Raw genomic sequence first — 18,937 nt, forward strand, 5'->3', positions numbered from 1 at the left:
CTGACTAAATACACATGCTTAAAACCCTCGCGGTGGCCAATTACCGCTCGATCAACAAATTGGTGGTGCCCCTGGACCGGCTGAACCTGGTGACCGGGCCCAATGGCAGCGGCAAGTCCAACCTGTATCGCGCCCTGCGCCTGTTGGCCGAAACCGCCCAGGGCGGGGTGATCAATGCGCTGGCCCGTGAAGGCGGGCTGGATTCCACATTCTGGGCCGGGCCGGAAAACATCAGCCGGCGCATGCGCAATGGCGAAGTACCGGTGGAGGCCGTGGTTGCCCAAGGCGTCAAACGCTTGCGCCTGGGCTTTGCCGGGGAGGACTTCAGCTACGCCATCTCCCTGGGCATGCCCATCCCGGTTCCCGGCAGCGAGTTCAAACTGGACCCGGAAATTAAAAAGGAATGTATCTGGGCCGGCCCCCTCTACCGCCCGGCCAGCCTGTTGGTGCAGCGTTCGGGGCCGATGGTACGCGCCCGTGATGGCCGCGCCTGGGACGTATTGGCCCAGCACACGCCCAACTATCACAGCCTGTTCGATCAGGTCGGCAGCCTGCGCGGTTCGCCGGAAGTGTTGCTGCTGCGGGAAAGCATCCGTGGCTGGCGTTTTTATGATCACTTTCGCAGCGATGTGGATGCGCCGGTACGCCAGCCGCAATTAGGCACGCGCACGCCGGTGCTGCATCACGACGGTCGGGACTTGGCGGCCGCGTTACAGACGATTCGCGAAGTGGGCGATGTCGAGGCGTTGCAGCACGCGGTCAGTGATGCCTTCCCCGGCGCACGGTTGCATATCGAACCCTTGCAGGGCGGACGCTTTGCCATTGAGTTCTATCAGGAAGGTTTGCTGCGCCCGTTGTCGGCGGCGGAACTGTCGGACGGCACCCTGCGCTACCTGCTGCTGATCGCCGCGCTGCTGACGCCAAGGCCGCCGACCATGATGGTGCTGAACGAGCCGGAGACCAGCCTGCACCCGGACTTGTTACCGGCACTGGCGCGCTTGATTATCCAGGCCTCGAAGCAGTGCCAGGTATGGGTGGTGAGCCATGCCAGCCGATTGATTGCGGCGTTGCAGCAGGATGAAGAATGTAATTCGATTGTGTTGGAGAAGGTGATGGGGGAAACGCGGATTGTGGGGCAGGGCATTTTGGATGCGCCGGCGTGGCATTGGCCGGAGTAGGCGGTGACTGTACTGGCCTCTTCGCGAGCAAGCCCGCTCCCACAGGTTGGAATGCATTCCAAATGTGGGAGCGGGCGTGCTCGCGAAAGCGGTAGATCAGGCAACACACAAACCTGGAATCAGCCCTGCCACTTACCGCCTTCAACAATCACACTCTCAGGCTTGGTGTCGTCGCTCAGCTCTTTACGCACATATTGGTCATAAAGCTTGAGCAGAAACTTCTCCTCGCCCAACTTCGCCAGCTCGGCATTCACCCAGTCACGCAGCTCGGTATTGCCCTTCTTCACCGCCGGGGCAATCGGCGCTTCATCCCCCAGCTTCTCTTCCAGCACGCGGTAGCCTGGGTTCTGCTTGGCCCAGCTGAACAACACCAGATTATCCTGCGCATACGCATCACCACGGCCCGCCGACAGCGCCTGCAGCGACTCGGAGTTCTTCTCGAACTTGAGCAGTTTCCAGTCCGGGTGGTTCTTGGTCAGCCAGATATCCGCCGTGGTGCCGGTGGTGACGATGGTGGTGCGGGTTGCCAGGTCGTCCAGGCTTTTCACCGCACTGTCATTCGGCACCAAGGCCTGCACCGCGACTTTCAGGTTGGGGTTGGTGAAGTCCACCGCTTCCTTGCGTTCAGGCGTCACGGTCATGTTGGCGAGAATCAGATCGACCTTGTCGCTTTGCAGGAAGGGAATGCGGCTGGCCGGTTCCACGGCGACAAATTCCACCTTGTTTTCGTCGCCCAACAGGTCCTTGGCGAATTGCCGGCCAATGTCGGTATCGAAGCCGACATAGCGACCGGCTTCGTCCACAAAACCGAACGGCGGCTTGTCGGTAAACACGCCGACAATCAGCTTGTCCCGCGCTTTGATTTTGTCGATGTAGCTCACAGCCGCGGGTTTTACCGGCTCTTCGGCCTTTTTATCGCAGCCGGCCAGCAAGGCGACGGCAAACAGTGGCAGCAGTAACTTTTTCATATCAGCTCCAGTTCCTTGATCTTTTTGGGCAGTGTTGAAACAAAGGAGAACTTCTCCAGGAACTGCTGCGCGCGTGCGGTCTGCGGGTTCGTAAAGAATGCCTCGGGGGTGTTGTGTTCGAGGATGCGACCAGCCTCCATAAACACCACGCGGTCGGCGACGGCGCGGGCGAAGGCCATTTCGTGGGTGACGATCAGCAGGGTCATGCCATCGCGGGCCAGGTCCTGGATCACTTCCAGCACTTCCTTGACCATCTCCGGGTCGAGGGCCGCGGTGACTTCGTCAAACAGCATGACCTGGGGGTTCATGCACAACGAGCGCACGATAGCGATGCGTTGTTGCTGGCCGCCGGAAAGCTGGCGTGGGAAGGCGTCGCGCTTGTCGGCCAGGCCCACGCGCTCCAGCAGTTTTTGCGCCTGCTCACGGGCCTCGCGGGGGTCGCGCTTTTGCACTTTCAGCGGGCCGAGCAGGATGTTGTCGAGCACGCTCATGTGCGGGAACAGGTGGTAGCTCTGGAACACCATGCCGATGGCCTGGCGTACCTGGCGCCAGTCGGTGGTTTTATCCAGCAGCTCAAGGCCTGCAAACCGCAGACTGCCGCTGTGTGCCACTTCCAACCCGTTCAAACAACGCAGCAAAGTGCTTTTGCCACAACCGCTGGGGCCGAGGATCACCACTACCTCGCCGCTTTGCACGCTCAGGTCGATGCCCTTGAGTACCTGCGTCTCGCCGAAGAATTTGTTGAAACCCTGGAACTCGATCAATGCGCTCATGCTTGGGCCCAGCGCCGTTCCAGCACCTTGGAGGCGGCTGACAACGGGTAGCAGATAAAGAAGAAAAACAGGAACAGCGCGCCGTAGATCAATACCGACTCATAGGTACGCTCGATGATTTGCTGGCCGACCTTGATCACATCCACCACGCCGATCAGCACCGCCAGGGAGCTGGTCTTGATGATGCGCGTGTACACGTTGATGGTCGGCGGCGTCATGCGCTTGAGGGCCTGGGGCAGCAGTACATAGCCGTACAACTGTGGGCCGGACAGGCCAATCGACAGGCCCGCTTCGCGCTGGCCACGGGGCAACGAATGCAGCGCGCCACGCACCACTTCGCCCACCTCGCTGGCACCCCACAACGACAGCACCAGCACCGCGCACCAGAAACTCGGGATGCTCAGGCCGAAGAAGATCGGCACACCAAAAAACAGCAGGTACAACCACACCAGCACCGGAATGGCGCGGAACAGTTCCAGGTAGACCCGCAGCACGCCGTTGATCGCCTTGTTATTCAAGGTGCGCAGCACGCCGTAGAGCACGCCGCCCACCGTACTGAAGGCGATGCTCAAAAACGAAATCGACAGGGTTTGCGCAGCGCCCTTGCCCAGTTGCGGCAACGACACCCAAAGCAACTCAAGACCCGAACTGGCCATGCTGGAGCCTCCTTTCCAGGCGGCTGAGCAACAGCGACAACGGCAGGAACAACAGCACGCAAATCAGCGTCAGCACGGCGAGCATTTCGTAGGTCTTGTAGTAGAGAGCGATGTAGCTCTTGGTGGTGTAGAGAATCTCCGGCACCGCCACGGCGGAAACCACCGTGGTTTCCTTGAGCAGAAAAATGAAATTGGCGAACAACGCCGGCAAGCTGAGGATGCCGGCCTGAGGCAGAATCACATGGCGCAGCAGCTGCCAGTCGGACAGGCCAATGGACTTGCCCGACTCGATCTGCGCCAGCGGCACCGCTTCCACACCGGCGCGCAGCACCTCGGTGAGGTAGGCGCCGCCCAGAAAGGTCATGGTGATAATCGCCGCCCAGAACCCGGAAATATTGAACCCCAGGGCCGGCAGCGCGAAGTAGACGAAGAACAGTTGGATCAACAGCGGCGTGTTACGCGCCAGCTCCACATACAGCGCTACCAGACGCGACAGGTACGGCGTGCGAAACACCAGCAGCGCGGCGTTGATCAGCGCCACCAGCAAAGACGTGGCAATAGCGATCAAGCCGACTTGCAGCGTCACACCCACGGCCTTGAGAAACGCCGGCAAGGTGCTGAGGATAAAAGCGAAATCGAAGGTCATGTGCAGTCCATATCGCCGCATGGGTAATGCCGCGAGCGCAGTCCGTGCCGACGTGGATAACGTCAGCTAGCGCGAACTTTAAAGGTATAAAAATCAAATTTTAAATACCAAAATAGCATATTGATATCACTCAAAAACCTAACCTCTGTGGAAGCTGGCTTGCCTGCGATGGTCATAGGTATCTACACAACTGTGCAGTTCGCCGCACCCACCGGTAACCACGATGCGAAGCGAGTCGCTCTTGATCTTGATCTGCTTGTGATCTTGATCTCAGGCGCCCCGTTAAACCACGCTGGCCGGAATTCGACAGGGATTTGGGGGGTAAACCGGCAGGGATGCCGGTTTAGCCGCCCCGCGCCATGGATGGCGCGTGGCGGCGGCCCCCCAAATCACTGGCGGATTACGGGCACACCGAGCCTAAGCGAGGTGCCGAGTGGTGGGGCAAGAGCGTTTTGCTTACTTTTGCGCTTCTCAAAAGTGAGCCGCCGTCAGGGCGGAACCCCAAGTGGCCGTTACCGCAGCAATGGATATGTACACAATCCAACCGTGTTGACTGTCAGGCCGCCTTCGCGAGCAAGCCCGCTCCCACAGTTGGATCGTGGGGTGTCTGGTAGATAAGCGTTGCCGCTATCGCAGGCAAGCCAGCTCCCACATTTGGACTGCGGCGCGTCAGGTAGATAAGCGTCGGCTGTCAGGCCGTCACGGGAGCAAGTCCCCACAGTTTCGAATGTACTCTCAGATAAAAAAACGCCGACGCTGTAGTAGCCGTCGGCGTTGAAACCTTGAAGGGGTTTTGGCTTACATCAGAACGCTGGCACCACCGCGCCGTTGTACTTCTTCTCGATGAAAGCTTTGACTTCCGGGCTGGTCAGGGCCTTGGCCAACTTCTGGATAGCATCGCTGTCCTTGTTGTCCGGGCGCGCCACCAGGAAGTTCACGTATGGCGACTTCGCGTCTTCAATGATCAGCGCGTCCTTGGCCGGGTTCAGGCCAGCTTCCAGGGCGTAGTTGGTGTTGATCAGGTCGAGGTCAACCTGATCCAGCACCCGTGGCAACAGGGCCGACTCCAGCTCTTTGAACTTCAGGTTCTTCGGGTTGCTGGCGATGTCTTTCGGCGTAGCCAAGGCGTTGGTCGGGTCTTTAAGGGTGATCACACCGGCCTTTTGCAGCAGCAACAAGGCGCGGCCGCTGTTGGAGCCCTCGTTCGGAATCGCCACGGTGGCACCGTCTTTCAGATCTTCGATTTTCTTGATCTTTTTCGAGTAGCCGCCGAAGGGCTCAACGTGCACGCCCACCACGGTAATCAGGTTGGTGCCCTTGCCCTTGTTGAAGTTTTCCAGGTACGGCAGGGTCTGGAAATAGTTGGCGTCCAGACGTTTCTCAGCGACTTGCACGTTCGGCTGCACGTAGTCAGTAAAGACTTTGATCTGCAGGTCCACACCTTCCTTGGCCAGGGTCGGCTTGATCAGCTCGAGGATTTCGGCGTGCGGGATCGGCGTAGCGGCCACCACCAGTTTCTCGTTGGCCTGGGCGAAGCCGGCAGTCAGGGCAGCCGCCAGAGCGGTAAACAACAGAACCTTTTTCATGGAATGTCCTTCTAACGACCGTTTTTATGTGAGGTGCCAGCGAAGTGCTATCGCGGCGTGGGAAGGACAATACCTAGATTTTTTATTCCCGAACAATATCTTTTATTCACGTTGATATTCCATTTTGCTCATACAGGAATTTACGCACCGATTCCTGCTCGGCTGGGCTGGCGCTGGCAAAAATTCGTCGCACTTGCTCCAGCGGTGAACCCGCCGTCGGCAAGTTCAAATGCTCGGGCAAGATTTCATCGCCACTGCTCACCAACAAGGCAAAGTGAATGACGTTTTCCAGTTCGCGTGTATTGCCCGGCCACGTGTGGCGTTCCAGCACCTGCTGGGCGGCGTCGCTGATCAGTGGCACCGGCAGGTCCAGGCGCTGGCTGTAGATGCCGAGGAAATACTCGGCCAGGGACAAGATATCCCCCACCCGCTCGCGCAACGCCGGCAGGTCCAACCGACCCTCACTCAAATAACGGAACAGACGCTCGTGGAACTTACCCACGGCGACGGCCTGCGCCAGATCGATGCTGGTGGCGGCCACCAGGCGCACATCCACCGGGCTCGGCTGATGGGCACCGACACGGGTGACTTCGTGGTTTTCCAGGGCCGCGAGCAATTTCACCTGGATCGGCAGCGGCAAGTCGCCAATCTCATCCAGGTACAAGGTGCCGCCATTGGCCGAGCCGAACCAGCCCGCCCGGCTGCTCGCCGCGCCACTGTGGCTACCGGCGGCATAGCCGAACAACTCGGCATCGGCATAGGTGGGGCTGATGGCGCCACAGTTGACCGAGACAAACAGGCCAGTGCGGTCACTGCCACGGTGGATGTGCCGCGCCAGCAATTCTTTACCGCTGCCTGTTTCACCGCGAATCAGTACGGGTAAGGCGCGCGGCGCAAGGCTTTCCAACTCTTCACGCAGTTGGCGTGAGCGTGGGTCAACGAACACCAGCGCCTTGGCGCGGATGCTCAACGGGCTTTTTTCAGCATCGGGAAAGGTCAGCAGCGGCTGGCCGAAGGTTTCATGCAGACTCATGGCAGGCTCCCGCCCCAATCCACACAGGGACGGGGCGTTGAAAAATATTAGGCGCTGCGCCTAGCGTGGTGCTCGAGGCGATGTTGCAGGCGGTAGAGGTAAGCAAACCCTTGCTCCCAGCGCCGGTGGCCGGACTTCACATTGATATGCCCGGCACCCGAGAGGATGCCGGCTTCGGCACCCCACTGGCGCGCCAGTTCCAGAGCCCTGTGGGCGCTCACGGCACTGTCGTTGTCGGAGCTGACCACCTGGCTGGGGAATGGCAACAAATCGGTGGGAATCGGTGCGAAGTTACGCAGGGCGGGCGCACATGCAGGGCGCTCGACATCCGCAGGGGCTACCAGCAATGCGCCGCGCACCTGCCGCAAGACCTGCACGGGAGCGGTAGCGGCCCAGTGGGCCACGGTGATGCAACCCAGGCTGTGGGCGATCAGGATGACCGGCGTACTATCGGCGGCGATGGCCTCAGCCAGCGCGGCGACCCAGTCCTCGCGACGGGGCGTCAGCCAATCGGCTTGCTCCACCCGCGCGCTGTTGGGCAAGCTGTTCTGCCAATGGGTTTGCCAATGATCTTCTGGCGATCCTTGCCAGCCCGGCACGATCAGATAACGAATCGACTCGCTGTGCATGGGTGTGCCCTCCTGCAGCGTTTAACGTTGCTGACCAGTATAGGGGCCGCTCAACAACCAAATAAGGAATAAAAAGGAATTTATTAATAACCATATGGAATTTATATTTTCCGAAATCTGTCAATGCTCAACCATCGCCCCCTCTTCACCCAGGTGCCAGGGGCGATAGCGACAGCGCAGACTGTCAGCCGGTGGATTCACGCAAGCCACTGCTAGTGGCTCGCCACGCTTTGCCGACTCAACGCGAATGATGCATGGAGTGCTCTGCGCCGATGGTGACGCCAAATTTATTACTCATTGGCATATAAAAATCGTGAACCTTCATGTAGTGTTTTGCATAATCCTGAGGCAATAAAAGACGCGCACTCATGAGTTCTGTAAGCTCATTAATGATCGGAAACATCCCATATTCTTCTTGCTCCAATACATCACCAAACATTCTCGGCCCGGTGACCTCGAATATCTTCGTTTCATACGCCTTATAAGCCTGCTGTTCTGCGGCGGTCGCCCCCTCCTCAAGGAAAGGTCGATGATTGGTAAACCAAGATTCGTTGGCTTTATACCGCTGATATGACTCCTCTAAAATCTTATCAAATAACGGATTGCCCGGATGACTTGCAAAATTGCTGGTATTAAACCCTTCAAAGTCTGTGGCTGCATAAGTCACTGGCGAGTTCAACAGAATATCATTGGCCGTGGCTTTCAGCGTGACCTCTCCCACGTTAAACTCTAATGTATCGTCCGTATCCAGGTAAATGCCACCGTATTTCTTCATCAAGGCCACGCGCATCACGTCCGATGATGCAGATAAATTCTGCCCTTGCCCTGAACGAAAATACTGATACATCTCCCCATACTTTCCAGCATTCAGCGCTTGAAAGGCTTCATCTTCCTTCAAGTTATGCACTTCAAGCCCACCGACTTTGTGATCCAGCGCCGCCTTTATTTTCTGGAACGTATCTGCATCATTGGCATCCACATGAACGATTGACTTATAACCAGGACTTTTTCTGGAATTTTCCACGATATTTTCGAGCAAGTGCTCTGGTATTTCATTACCGGCCCAAAAATAGTGGATCACCTTGGGCACTTCTGTCGCACCCGACGGCAGCGACGGCAACCGCGGTAGCTTGAGGGTCTTAGTTATGATGGAAGCCGGGGTGTTTTTGCTTCCGACAACCGCTTCGGCCTTTGAACCCGCTTGCCATGCTCCTCGACCGTCACGCCAATAAAACAGGTCATTGACTTGACCATTTTCTCTAAGCCCGCGCCAAAGGCCTGCCTGTATGTCATACGTGACTTTCGTGCCGTATTGACCCACATAAACCATGTAGTCTTTAGAGAACATTTGATGGACACCGTCCATGGGAACCGTGAATTCGTCAAGGATCGCCGGTGTCGAAACGGGACTCATCGGGTACCCAATATGCCCGTTCACATGTCGTGGCGGGTTGAAGAACGGGCGGCCTTGTTTATTCACTTGAGCGGGCGCCTGGGCGGCGGCATCCACCTCTGTTGCCAGGCCACCGCCGGCCATCCGCCCGGTCACTTTCGCAAGCGGCGCCGCAGCATGTGTGGCTAATGGCGGTACAGCGTTCAACACCCCAAAAACGATACGGTCAGAGGCTGTCGCTTTACCTTTGACGGCATCGTCAATGCCGATACCTGCCTGGGTGGCGCCGGCAGCCAGGAAGAAAACATCCAGGGCTATTGCTACCTCCGGCATCACCAATGCCAGCGGCGTCATGAACATGGCGACCTTCGTGGCTTCCTCAACAAGCTGCAGGGCCTTGTTCTTGTTGTAGTCACCGTCACTGACAATCGCATTTTGCGCATCCGAATACGACCGCGCCTTTTGTCGAACCTTGATGGCTTCAAAAGGGTCGTTGCTTATCGGATCAACCGAAACGTAGCGCTCCGGCACCCAGCCGTTGAGCGTGCCAAGGATAGACCTCCCGGCCGCCTGATGATCAGACCAGGTGCCCATCCCCACCAAGGTTTGACGTACACCGTCCGAAAAAATCCTTTCGGCCTGGTCCTCCAGCGAAAAGTGCGACAATAAGGATTCGCGCTTTGCCGGATCACTGGCTTGCTTAGCCAGCCAATTGCTTATTTGTTGCGGGTTATCGAAACGATGTATGGGCGAGGAGTTGCCCGGGATGTAAAGCAATGTCAACTGAGTTTTCCGGTCGGTCACGCACATCAAGTCGGTCGACTCAAACCCATTGATGCTCAGCAAGCCGATGTCCAGGTCCGGGTCCTTCACGGCAGCCTCTTTAAAGTCCTGGACCGTCAGCTCGGACCAATCCTTTTGCGCCACAGGCCCCAACGCACGCTGGGCGAGTGCCGTCTCGGCAGGGCCAAGGGTCCCTTCCAGGCGCTGCAGATTGATGGCTTTGACAAAGGAGATTTTACTCAATGCCGCATAAGAGTCGGTGTGTTTGTCCCAAAACCCATCCAGGGTTTTTTTATACATGCTGGTCCGGTCTGTATCCCAGACTAATGACTTGAAGCCATCTACCGGTATGGACATGCGAGTGTCGGCATTATACGGCGCATCGCCCGGCACACTGGGTTCCCGATAAATACCTTGGCGACTGTTTGCTTCCTGCACCCAGCCGTCGATCTTGTTGTACACATACACCACTGGCGAAAAGTATTTGCCAATTTTTACAAACCAGTTTTCATTATCTTCAATCGTTACATCTTGCCTGTTTTTCAATGCCGCTTGTGTCAGGGTGATTTTTTCCACTACTTCCTTTTCATCTTCACTGTCACTTTTAAATGTCACCAGATAGGTCTTATCAGGGTCAACATCCACGCCCCATTGCTGTTTTATCTTTTCAGTTAAAATGCTGGAAATTTCTTTTTCTGGCGTTACAAAGTCGGAGGAATGCTTGCTGATATAAGTTTCCAAATCCGTATTTTTCTTCAATACCGAACTGACGCCGCCTGGCGCAGGATTTGCTTGAGCACCCTGCAATACACTATTTTTTCTCTTATAATCAGCCAGCGAGGGCAAGATACAGGCCGATGGATGTTTGAGACCCGGCGCTCGATAGTTTGAAGATGCCATTACGGGAGGCTTTTCTTCAGGCTTTTCAACCTCTACAGGCGGATTAACGAACGTGCTCACCACTTGAACAGGAAACCGTATAGACATGTATTACTCCATTAATTAAATCACTCCATGCGCCGACCAGCATAAGCATGCTCCCGAAAATTGCACGCTCGCAAACATGTAAATTCTTTACCTATGCAACATCTGTAAAAACGTAGCCCTTAAATAAAAAAAGGCCGCACCCTGCCAAGGAAAGCGGCCCAAAAACTGTCGAATTCTTTTGAAACTAACGCGCGGTGATCACCGACAACTTGGTAATCCCTGCGCGCTCGATCGAGGCCATGGCGCGCGCCACTTCGCCATAATTCACCCCGTCGTCCGCCTGCAGTTGCACCCGCACATCGGGGTCCTTGGCCTTGGCCGCCTGCAGGTTGAATTCCAGCAGGTCCGGCTCGATGGCGTCCTTGTTGATAAACACTTTGCCTGCGCCGTCAATGCTCACCACCAGCGGGTCTTTCTGCTCAACCGGCGCCACGGCCTGGGTCTTGGGCAGGTTGATCGGGATGGAGTTGGTCAACAGCGGCGCGGTGACGATGAACACCACCAGCAGCACCAGCATCACGTCCACCAGCGGCGTGACGTTGATCTCGCTCAGCACCTCATCGCTGTCTTGCGTGGAGAAGGCCATTCAGGACGCCTCCTTTACTTTCTGCGGGCTGCCGGCGCTGGCCTTGGCCAACGTCGGATGCAGCAGCACGCGGAACGCGTTTTTCTGCGCCAGGCTGTAGAAGTCGTGGGCAAAGTCATCCAGGTCTGCCGCCGTCAGCTTCAGGCGACGCAGGAAATAGTTGTAGACCAGCACCGCAGGCACCGCGACGGCGATCCCCACGCCGGTCGCGACCAACGCCGCCCCGATCGGGCCTGCTACGGTTTCCAGGCTGGCGGACCCGGCGGCGCTGATCCCCTTCAGCGCTTCCATGATGCCCCACACGGTGCCAAACAGGCCGATAAACGGCGAGGTGCTGCCGATGCTGGCGACCACGGCCAGGCCGGTTTCCAGGGAGCGACGCTCACGCACGATCTGCTGGCGCAGGGCACGTTCGAGGCGATCTTGATGGTTGATTGCCTGGCTCAAATCCGCAGCATGGCTGGCGTCACCCACCTGGATCGCCGCGTAACCGGCCTGGGCCACACGCGCAGCGGCGCCGGGCTGGGTTTCGGCGAGTTCTGCGGCAGCATCGAGGCTCGATGCCGCCCAGAACTGTTTGTGGAACTTGCGATCCTGGGCCTTGAGGCGACCGAACTGCACGCCCTTGAGCAAGGCCAGGCCCCAGGTAGCGACTGAAAAGGCCACCAGCAGCCAGATCACCGCGCTTTCGATGGATTCAAGTGGAGATGCCAATGCCATGATGTTTTCCCTCTGCGCCGCTGAATAATTAATGAATCTTGAAATCGATGGGCACGCTGACCCAGCCGTTCTGGGCCACATCGCCCTGCTTGGCCGGCACGAAACTCCAGCGTTTCACCGCCGCCAATGCCGCGTCATCCAACTGCTGGCGACCGCTGCTTTTTTGCACCTGGATCTCACCCGGTTTACCGCTGGCCAGCACCTGCACGCGCAGCAACACCGTGCCTTCCCAACCGCGACGCTGAGCCAGTGACGGGTATTCCGGCGCCGGGTTTTTCAGGTACGCGGCGTTGGCCGACGCGGGTGTCACCGGCGCGGGCGCCACGGGCACTGGCGCAGCGGCGGGTGCTGGCGTCGGTGGTGTTGGCACTGGTGGCGGCTCGACCGCTTTGGGTACAGGCTTGGGCGCAGGTTTAGGCGCGGGCTTGGGTTTGGGAACTGGTTTGGGTGGCGCCGGCTTGGCGGCCAACTCATCCACCACCGGCGGTGGTGGTGGCTCGACCACGGGCGGCGGTGCTGGCGGTGGCGGCTCAACCAGCGGCGGTGCCGGCTGGGAAAACTCGATGGTCATCGGCGGAATTTCCGGCGGCACAATCGGCAGCACCGGCGTGGGCTTCTGACTTACCCAATAGATCACCGCGCCATGCAAGGCCAACACCAGCAGCCCCAGCAGAATGCCTTCGCGGCGGCTGGAGAAACGCTTCGGAGTCTTTTGCAGACGCAATTGCCCCAACGGCGCGCGGTGCGGCCGGCCAAGGTCGACCAACTCACCACTCGGTGCCTGGCGCCACAGCGCCTCGTGTGCACTGGCGGCGGTCTGGACATTGCCCATTGATTCACTCCCTGCGGTTTTGAAAACCGACGGCCTGTATGCAGGGCCGTCTAGGGCTGAATCATCGGGGCCACACACTTATCTCTTAAAGTAATCTTTAAAGTTATACATAGATCAAAATTGAATAATCAGGACGACCATCCGGCGCCAGCCCGCGTCCGTCGTGGCCTGGCGCCCAGCGGCCATTTTTCGATGCTTTCAAGGCATGCAAAATATTCGGCAAAGGTATCGGTCAGTGCGGGTTTCCAGCGCATAACGCGAGCAATTCACTCAGCAATGTCTGCCCTGCCGCACCGAGGCCACTGCGGCCATACAAGGCCAGTCGCACGCCGTGTACCGGCGGTAGGCCACTTTCCGGGCCGAGTATGCGATGGCCGGGTTGCAACACCCGCTCCGGCAATAAACTGATGCCCAAGCCTGCCGCCACCGCCGAACACACACTGGCCAGGCTGGCGCTGCAATAGCCGATGCGCCAACGCCAACCAGCACGCTCAAGATGGTGCAGCATGTCGTTGCGATACAGGCCACCTACCGGAAAGGCCACCAGCGGCAGCGGGTCACGGCCCAGCGCCGGCGTGCTGAGGCTGTCGACCCAATACAAGGGCTCGGGCCACGACGCCACACAGTCGTCGCTGTCGCCCATCTGCTTGACCAGCAACACGTCAAACTCACCGCCCCGATACTGACGCTGCAATTCGGGGCCCAGCCCGCTGGTGACTTCCAATCGAACCCGTGGATAAGCCACGACGAACGCCGAGAGCAAAGGCATCAGGCGCTCGGCAGCAAAATCCTCCGGCACGCCAAGGCGCAATACGCCGTCGCTTTGCTGGTTGATCAGCACATCAGCGGCTTCTTCATGCAGCGCCAGGATGCGCCGGGCATAGGCGAGCAGACGTTCACCCTCAGTGGTGGGCACCACACGGCGCTGGTCGCGATCGAGCAACTGGCACGTCACCACGTCTTCCAGGCGGCGGATCTGCTGGCTGACGGTAGACTGGGTCAAATGCAGGCGCTCGGCGGCGCGGGTGAAATTGCCGCAGTCCACCACGGCGACAAAGCTGCGCAACAACACGGGATCGAACACACTCATCACCATTGCGTTTGCCACTGGTTGGCATGGTTATATTTAATTTCAGCATACCTTGGCGCCTCGCCATACTCATCCCCCCTTTGCCCACGCGGACCCTGCCTTCCATGACGCTGAACACGACACTCGCCGGACGACTTGCCGGCTGGGGCCTGCTGGTGGTGCTTGGCCTGAACCTGCGCCCCATCCTCAGCTCCATCAGCCCCTTGCTCGGTGAGATTCGCCAGGCCACCGGCTTGAGCTTTCAGAGCAGTGCCTTGCTCACCAGCCTGCCGGTGATCTGCATGGGGTTGGTGGCACTGGTGGGCGTGCGCGTGGAGGCTCGCCTGGGCGAACGGCGCGGCATCGCCCTGGGCTTGTTGATGATTCTACTGGCGTGCCTGGCGCGCTGGCTGATGGGCCAGGCTTCGGCGCTGCTGGTCACTGCGCTGCTCGGCGGCGCGGGCGTGGCGCTGATCCAGGCGCTGGTGCCGGCGATGATCAAGCGCGAATTCCATCACCGTGTGCCGGTGGCAATGGGGGTGTACTCGGCCTCACTGATGGCCGGCGGTGGGCTGGCGGCGCTGCTCAGCCCGGTGGTGGCCACGCACTTTCAGCAATGGCAGGCGGGATTGGGTGTGTGGCTCCTGCCGGCGCTGGGGGCGTTGCTGCTATGGGCCTGGCTGCCGCTGGGCGCGGCGCGAAACCCACAGCAGGCGCCTGCGTTCAAGGGCTTGCGCAACCGCCGCGCCTGGCTGCTGGCGCTGTATTTCGGCCTGGTCAATTGCGGCTATATGAGCATGGTCGCGTGGCTGCCCGCCTACTATCAGCAACTGGGCTGGGGCGTGCTGCCCAGCGGTTCATTGCTGGCGTTCATGACGATTTTTCAGGTGACTGCCGCCCTGCTGATGCCGGTGCTGGCGCAACGCGGTATCGACCGTCGTCCATTGCTCAGCATCAGCCTGTTGGCGCAAACCATTGGCTACCTGGGCCTGATCATTGCGCCGCAGGAATATCCTCACCTATGGGTGGCCTTGTGCGGCTTCGGGTTAGGGGCGTGCTTTGCCCTGAGCCTGCTGCTGACCCTCGACCACCATCGCGACCCCCGCCAAGCCGGGCAACTGGCTGCGTTCGTGCAAGGCGTGGGCTTTTTGATCAATGCGATTTCGCCATGGCTGACCGGCTGGTTGCGCGATCTTACCGGCCACTTTGTCAGTGCCTGGGTGGTGCTGACGGTGACGGCGGTGGCGATGCTGCTGGTGACGCGGGTGTTCAGCCCGGCCACCTATCGCACTGATCTAGAAGTCGTAGCGCCCAGTCACGCCTAGGGTACGCGGCGTGCCCAGCAGGCCCTCGTAACCGCCGTTACCGCCGGTCCACAGGGTGGTGTAGTAGGTTTTGTCGAAGGCGTTTTTCAGCCACAGCGACACATCCCACTGCCCTTGGTCATAGTCGCCGCGCAAACCGGTCGACAGGTTGACCACCGCATACGCCGGGATCTGCCCGTAGTCGGAATCTTCCACCGTGCCCACCGCCTTGGAACGGAACGCGTAGCTGGCGGTGACGTAGGGTTCGAAGCCGTTCGCCAGGTTCCACTTGTACTCGCCGTGGGCGTTGGCGATCCACTTGGAGGCGCCCACTACCTGATGGCCGCTCAAGTCGCAGGACGCCGGCGCACCGGGACGCAGGCTGGTTTCCGGCGGGCATGGCGCATCCTTGTAAGACAGGTACGTCACGTCATTGAAGGAGCCGTTGATGTTCAGGGTCAGGCCATTGATCGGCACCAGGGTGCTTTCCACTTCCACGCCCCGCGAGCGCACCGAGCCGGCGTTGGTCAGGTACTGCACGCGGTTGTCCTGGTCGTAGGCGTTGGTCTGGTAGCCGTTGACCTGGGTCCAAAAGAGGTTGGCATTGAGCTGCAGGCGCCGGTCCCACAACGTGCTCTTGAAGCCCAGCTCGGCGTTGTTGGCGCGCTCGGTGCCGATCAGCAACGAGTCGGCTCCGGCTGTTGGCGCAGACCCCACCGCCAGGTTCACACCACCGGACTTCTCGCCATGGGACAGCGTCGCGTAGCCCAGCAGGTTTTCATTGAAGTGATAACTGAGGTTGAGCAGCCCCGACGGCGTGGCGCTGTATTGCGACAGGTCGCCCGAATCATAGGCCCCGGTACGCCCACGCCGCGCCGTGGCGGCAGCCCCGCTGACCGCCGCGCCACCGACCGGCGCATTGCGCGTGACCCAGGCGCTTTTCTCTTCGTAGGTGCCGCGCACACCGGCGGTGAAATCCAGGCGCTCGGTCAGGTGCCAGGTGCCTTGGGCGAACAACGCGAAGCTGTCAGTGCGGATGTGCCCGTTGCCCACACTGCTCACATTGCTCAACGCACCGGCGGGCGTGCCGTTCCAGATATCAGCCTTGGGCCCGTAGTAGGCAAAGGATTTGTTATCCAGGTCAGAGCCGAAGTAGTAAGCGCCGAGTACGTAATCGAAGAAACCACCGCTGGGCGACGCCAGGCGAAACTCCTGGGACCACTGCTTATCTTCCACCGAAACCCCGGCGTTATACGACGCTGGTACGTTGAGGCCGTCATCGTTGCGCGGGGTGAAATTCCACCAGCGGTACGAACTCACCGAGGTCAGGGTGAAGTCGCTGGGCAGCGTCCAGTTGGCTTCCAGCGAGGTACCGCCCTGGAACACCGTGACATGCTGGTCGTTGTCCAGGTTGACCTTGCGATGAGTGCCGTCCACCAAAGTTGCGCCCGCCGCGTTGGCGCGGGATTCATACAGGTTGGTGCCATTAATGGTCGGCCCGGTGCTGTACAGCACGCGGGTGCCGGCGCTGGAGTCTTCTTCGTTGTAGTCGCCGATCCAGCGCAGGTTGAAGGCTTCGTTGGGCTTGTACAACAGTTGCCCACGAAAGCCCTGGCGTGAGCCGCCGTTCAAATCATGGCCGTCGTGTTCATTCTTGATGTCGCCGTCGCTGCGCGTGCGATAGGCCGAGAAACGCCCTGCCAGCTCATCGGTCAGGGGGCCGGAAATCGTACCCTTGGTCTGGAAATAACCGTCCTCGCCCAGGGAGGTTTCGATGCTGCGCTCTGGGGTAAAACTCGGCGCGCGGGTGCTGATATTGATCACGCCAGCGGTGGTGTTCTTGCCGAACAACGTGCCCTGGGGACCGCGCAAAACCTCAAGCTGCTCGATGTCCATCAGGTCGAACACCGCCATGCCCGGGCGCCCCAGGTAGACGTTGTCGATATACAGCCCCACGCTGCCTTCCAGGCCATCGCTGGCCGGGTTGTTGCCCAGGCCACGGATCGACACGCTGGACTGGCGCGCATGCATATAGGCGACGTTGACGCTGGGCACCAGTTGCTGCAAATCCTGGATGCGGTACACCCGCTGGGTTTCCAGGGCCTGGCCGCCGACCACGCTCATGGGCGTCGGCACCGCCTGGGCACTTTCGGTCCGCCGCCGGGCAGTCACCGTGACAGTTTCCAGTTGGCCACTGGCGCTTTCGCCCTTGCCGGCAGGCGCGGGGTTTTCAGCGGCCTGGGCCGGCGACCAACTGGTACTGCCGGCCACCAACATCGCCAGGGGCAAGGACTTGAACAGACTCATAAGCGGCTCCAGAACCCCGGAATACTCGTCGCCTCATATTCCTAAAGGTTATTTATTTATGTTTTTTCGAACATTTACTGCATAAGAGATAGCCTTTATAAGGAGTCGACGTAATGCATAGCCAATGCATTTCCCGGATATTTTTGATGTGAAAAATGCATATCGACTTGCGCCAGCTTCGCCACTTCATCGCCCTCGCCGAACAGCGCAGTTTCGTCGCGGCAGCCGCGGCGGTGAACCTGTCGCAGTCGGCGTTCAGCCGCCGCATCCAGGCCCTGGAACACAGTGCCGGCTGCCAACTGGTGGACCGTGGCCGCAAAGACCTGGCGCCCACCAAGCAAGGCCAGGTGCTGCTCGAGCACGCACGGCGCCTGGTCAGCGGCGCACAACAACTGGCCAACGAAATCAGCCAGTTCAACGGCCTGGAAGCCGGTGAACTGCGCTTCGGTTGCGGCCCGGCGCCGGCAGCTGGGTTAGTCCCACGTGCCATCGGCAGTTTTATCGGGCGCTATCCCAAGGCCCGCGTGCAGTTCCAGGTGGACGACTGGCAAAGCCTGAGCAAGCGCCTGCTCAGCGAAGAGTTCGAATTCTTCGTCGCCGACACCCGCCACTTCGAAGCCAACCCCGACTACCACACCCACCGCCTGCGCCCGCGCCGTTGGCACTTCTGCTGCCGCGCCGGCCACCCCTTGGCAGCGCACAACAGCGTCAGCGCCGCCGAGCTGATGAGCTACCCGCTGGCAGTGACCATCCGCCCGCCGAACCTGCGCAAAGTCATCGTCGACCTTAGCGGCCGGCCGGATTACCAGCCCAATGTGGAATGCGAAAACGGCTACAGCCTCATGGGCGTGGTACTGCGCTCGGACGCCATCGGCATCGTCAGCGCCAACAGCGACGTGCTGCACATGGCGCGCGGCGAACTGGTGTGTTTGCAGATTGAGGGATTGGACGAAAACCTGGAGGAGCGCTACACCCGCTACGGGATCGTCAGCCGCGCGGGGTATCGGTTGTCGCCGCTGGCGCAGGCGATGATTGAGCAGATCAAGGAGATTGATGAGTTGGATGAGGAAGTGTGCGCACTGGAAAATGTTGCCATCTGATGAAGCGTCATCACGGCATTGCTATTTACACAACCTGTGGGCTGCAGCAGCAAGGTAACCACGATGCGAAGCGAGTCGCTCTTGATCTGCTCTTGATCTGCTTTTGATCTGCTTTTGATTTTGATCTCAGGCGCCCCGTTAAACCACGCTGGCCGGAATTCGACAGGGATTTGGGGGGTAAACCGGCAGGGATGCCAGTTTAGCCGCCCCGCGCCATGGATGGCGCGTGGCGGCGGCCCCCCAAATCACTGGCGGATTACGGGCACACCGAGCCCAAGCGAGGTGCCGAGTGGTGGGGCAAGAGCCCTTTGGTTACTTTGGGCTGGGCCGGCATTCCGGCTTTTCCAAAGTGACCCGCCGTCAGGGCGGAACCCTAAGTGGCCGTTA

16 protein-coding genes are annotated in these 18,937 nt (G+C 59.4%); 3 read left to right on the forward strand and 13 right to left on the reverse strand.

Annotated elements, in window-relative coordinates:
* The first annotated feature begins 14 nt into the window (after positions 1 to 14).
* Positions 15 to 1,178, forward strand: a complete 1,164-nt coding sequence (locus tag MF6394_RS17575) for an AAA family ATPase (RefSeq protein ID WP_003187620.1) — start codon at positions 15 to 17, stop codon at positions 1,176 to 1,178.
* A gap of 119 nt (positions 1,179 to 1,297) precedes the next feature.
* Here MF6394_RS17575 and MF6394_RS17580 read toward each other — a convergent pair whose 3' ends face one another.
* The 12 genes from MF6394_RS17580 to MF6394_RS17645 form a co-directional block, all read right to left on the reverse strand.
* Positions 1,298 to 2,146: a transporter substrate-binding domain-containing protein gene (locus MF6394_RS17580; protein WP_003187618.1), complete on the reverse strand. Its 849-nt coding sequence runs from the start codon at positions 2,144 to 2,146 to the stop codon at positions 1,298 to 1,300.
* Positions 2,143 to 2,919 carry an amino acid ABC transporter ATP-binding protein gene (locus MF6394_RS17585; RefSeq protein WP_044270434.1) on the reverse strand — a complete coding sequence of 259 codons (777 nt, stop codon included), beginning with the start codon at positions 2,917 to 2,919 and terminating at the stop codon, positions 2,143 to 2,145. The genes MF6394_RS17580 and MF6394_RS17585 overlap by 4 nt, the downstream gene beginning before the upstream one ends.
* The gene (locus MF6394_RS17590) at positions 2,916 to 3,575 is read right to left on the reverse strand and encodes an amino acid ABC transporter permease (protein ID WP_034125471.1); all 660 of its coding nucleotides are present in this window, start codon (positions 3,573 to 3,575) and stop codon (positions 2,916 to 2,918) included. The genes MF6394_RS17585 and MF6394_RS17590 overlap by 4 nt, the downstream gene beginning before the upstream one ends.
* The gene (locus tag MF6394_RS17595) at positions 3,556 to 4,221 is read right to left on the reverse strand and encodes an amino acid ABC transporter permease (protein WP_003187615.1); all 666 of its coding nucleotides are present in this window, start codon (positions 4,219 to 4,221) and stop codon (positions 3,556 to 3,558) included. Before MF6394_RS17595 ends, MF6394_RS17590 begins: the two co-directional genes overlap by 20 nt.
* Before the next feature lie 803 nt (positions 4,222 to 5,024).
* Positions 5,025 to 5,807, reverse strand: coding sequence for a MetQ/NlpA family ABC transporter substrate-binding protein (locus MF6394_RS17610; protein ID WP_003187613.1), 783 nt, complete (start codon positions 5,805 to 5,807; stop codon positions 5,025 to 5,027).
* A 106-nt stretch (positions 5,808 to 5,913) separates the two neighbouring features.
* A complete protein-coding gene (locus MF6394_RS17615) occupies positions 5,914 to 6,840 on the reverse strand; it encodes a sigma 54-interacting transcriptional regulator (protein WP_078467156.1) in 927 nt (308 codons plus the stop codon).
* Between the two features lie 47 nt (positions 6,841 to 6,887).
* Complete coding sequence (locus MF6394_RS17620) at positions 6,888 to 7,469, reverse strand: alpha/beta hydrolase (RefSeq protein WP_078467157.1); 582 nt, start codon at positions 7,467 to 7,469, stop codon at positions 6,888 to 6,890.
* Positions 7,470 to 7,707: 238 nt separating this feature from the next.
* Positions 7,708 to 10,632, reverse strand: a complete 2,925-nt coding sequence (locus tag MF6394_RS17625; RefSeq protein ID WP_078467158.1) for a glycosyltransferase family 32 protein — start codon at positions 10,630 to 10,632, stop codon at positions 7,708 to 7,710.
* A 184-nt stretch (positions 10,633 to 10,816) separates the two neighbouring features.
* Positions 10,817 to 11,218, reverse strand: a complete 402-nt coding sequence (locus tag MF6394_RS17630; protein WP_032894164.1) for an ExbD/TolR family protein — start codon at positions 11,216 to 11,218, stop codon at positions 10,817 to 10,819.
* Positions 11,219 to 11,941, reverse strand: coding sequence for a MotA/TolQ/ExbB proton channel family protein (locus MF6394_RS17635; RefSeq protein ID WP_102047798.1), 723 nt, complete (start codon positions 11,939 to 11,941; stop codon positions 11,219 to 11,221). It abuts the gene before it with no gap.
* A gap of 25 nt (positions 11,942 to 11,966) precedes the next feature.
* The gene (locus MF6394_RS17640; RefSeq protein WP_047712314.1) at positions 11,967 to 12,770 is read right to left on the reverse strand and encodes an energy transducer TonB; all 804 of its coding nucleotides are present in this window, start codon (positions 12,768 to 12,770) and stop codon (positions 11,967 to 11,969) included.
* A 232-nt stretch (positions 12,771 to 13,002) separates the two neighbouring features.
* A complete protein-coding gene (locus MF6394_RS17645) occupies positions 13,003 to 13,854 on the reverse strand; it encodes a LysR family transcriptional regulator (RefSeq protein ID WP_044274954.1) in 852 nt (283 codons plus the stop codon).
* A 110-nt stretch (positions 13,855 to 13,964) separates the two neighbouring features.
* On the opposite strand from MF6394_RS17645, the gene MF6394_RS17650 reads away from it, so the two are divergent.
* Positions 13,965 to 15,164, forward strand: a complete 1,200-nt coding sequence (locus MF6394_RS17650; RefSeq protein ID WP_078467159.1) for a CynX/NimT family MFS transporter — start codon at positions 13,965 to 13,967, stop codon at positions 15,162 to 15,164.
* Here the strand turns inward: MF6394_RS17650 and MF6394_RS17655 are convergent.
* Positions 15,135 to 17,450, reverse strand: a complete 2,316-nt coding sequence (locus MF6394_RS17655) for a TonB-dependent receptor (RefSeq protein WP_078467160.1) — start codon at positions 17,448 to 17,450, stop codon at positions 15,135 to 15,137. The genes MF6394_RS17650 and MF6394_RS17655 overlap by 30 nt on opposite strands.
* A 155-nt stretch (positions 17,451 to 17,605) precedes the next feature.
* On the opposite strand from MF6394_RS17655, the gene MF6394_RS17660 reads away from it, so the two are divergent.
* The gene (locus MF6394_RS17660; protein ID WP_078467161.1) at positions 17,606 to 18,550 is read left to right on the forward strand and encodes a LysR family transcriptional regulator; all 945 of its coding nucleotides are present in this window, start codon (positions 17,606 to 17,608) and stop codon (positions 18,548 to 18,550) included.
* Positions 18,551 to 18,937: the final 387 nt, after the last annotated feature.

This window comes from Pseudomonas sp. MF6394 (genome assembly GCF_002018845.1).
Lineage (GTDB): Bacteria > Pseudomonadota > Gammaproteobacteria > Pseudomonadales > Pseudomonadaceae > Aquipseudomonas > Aquipseudomonas lactis.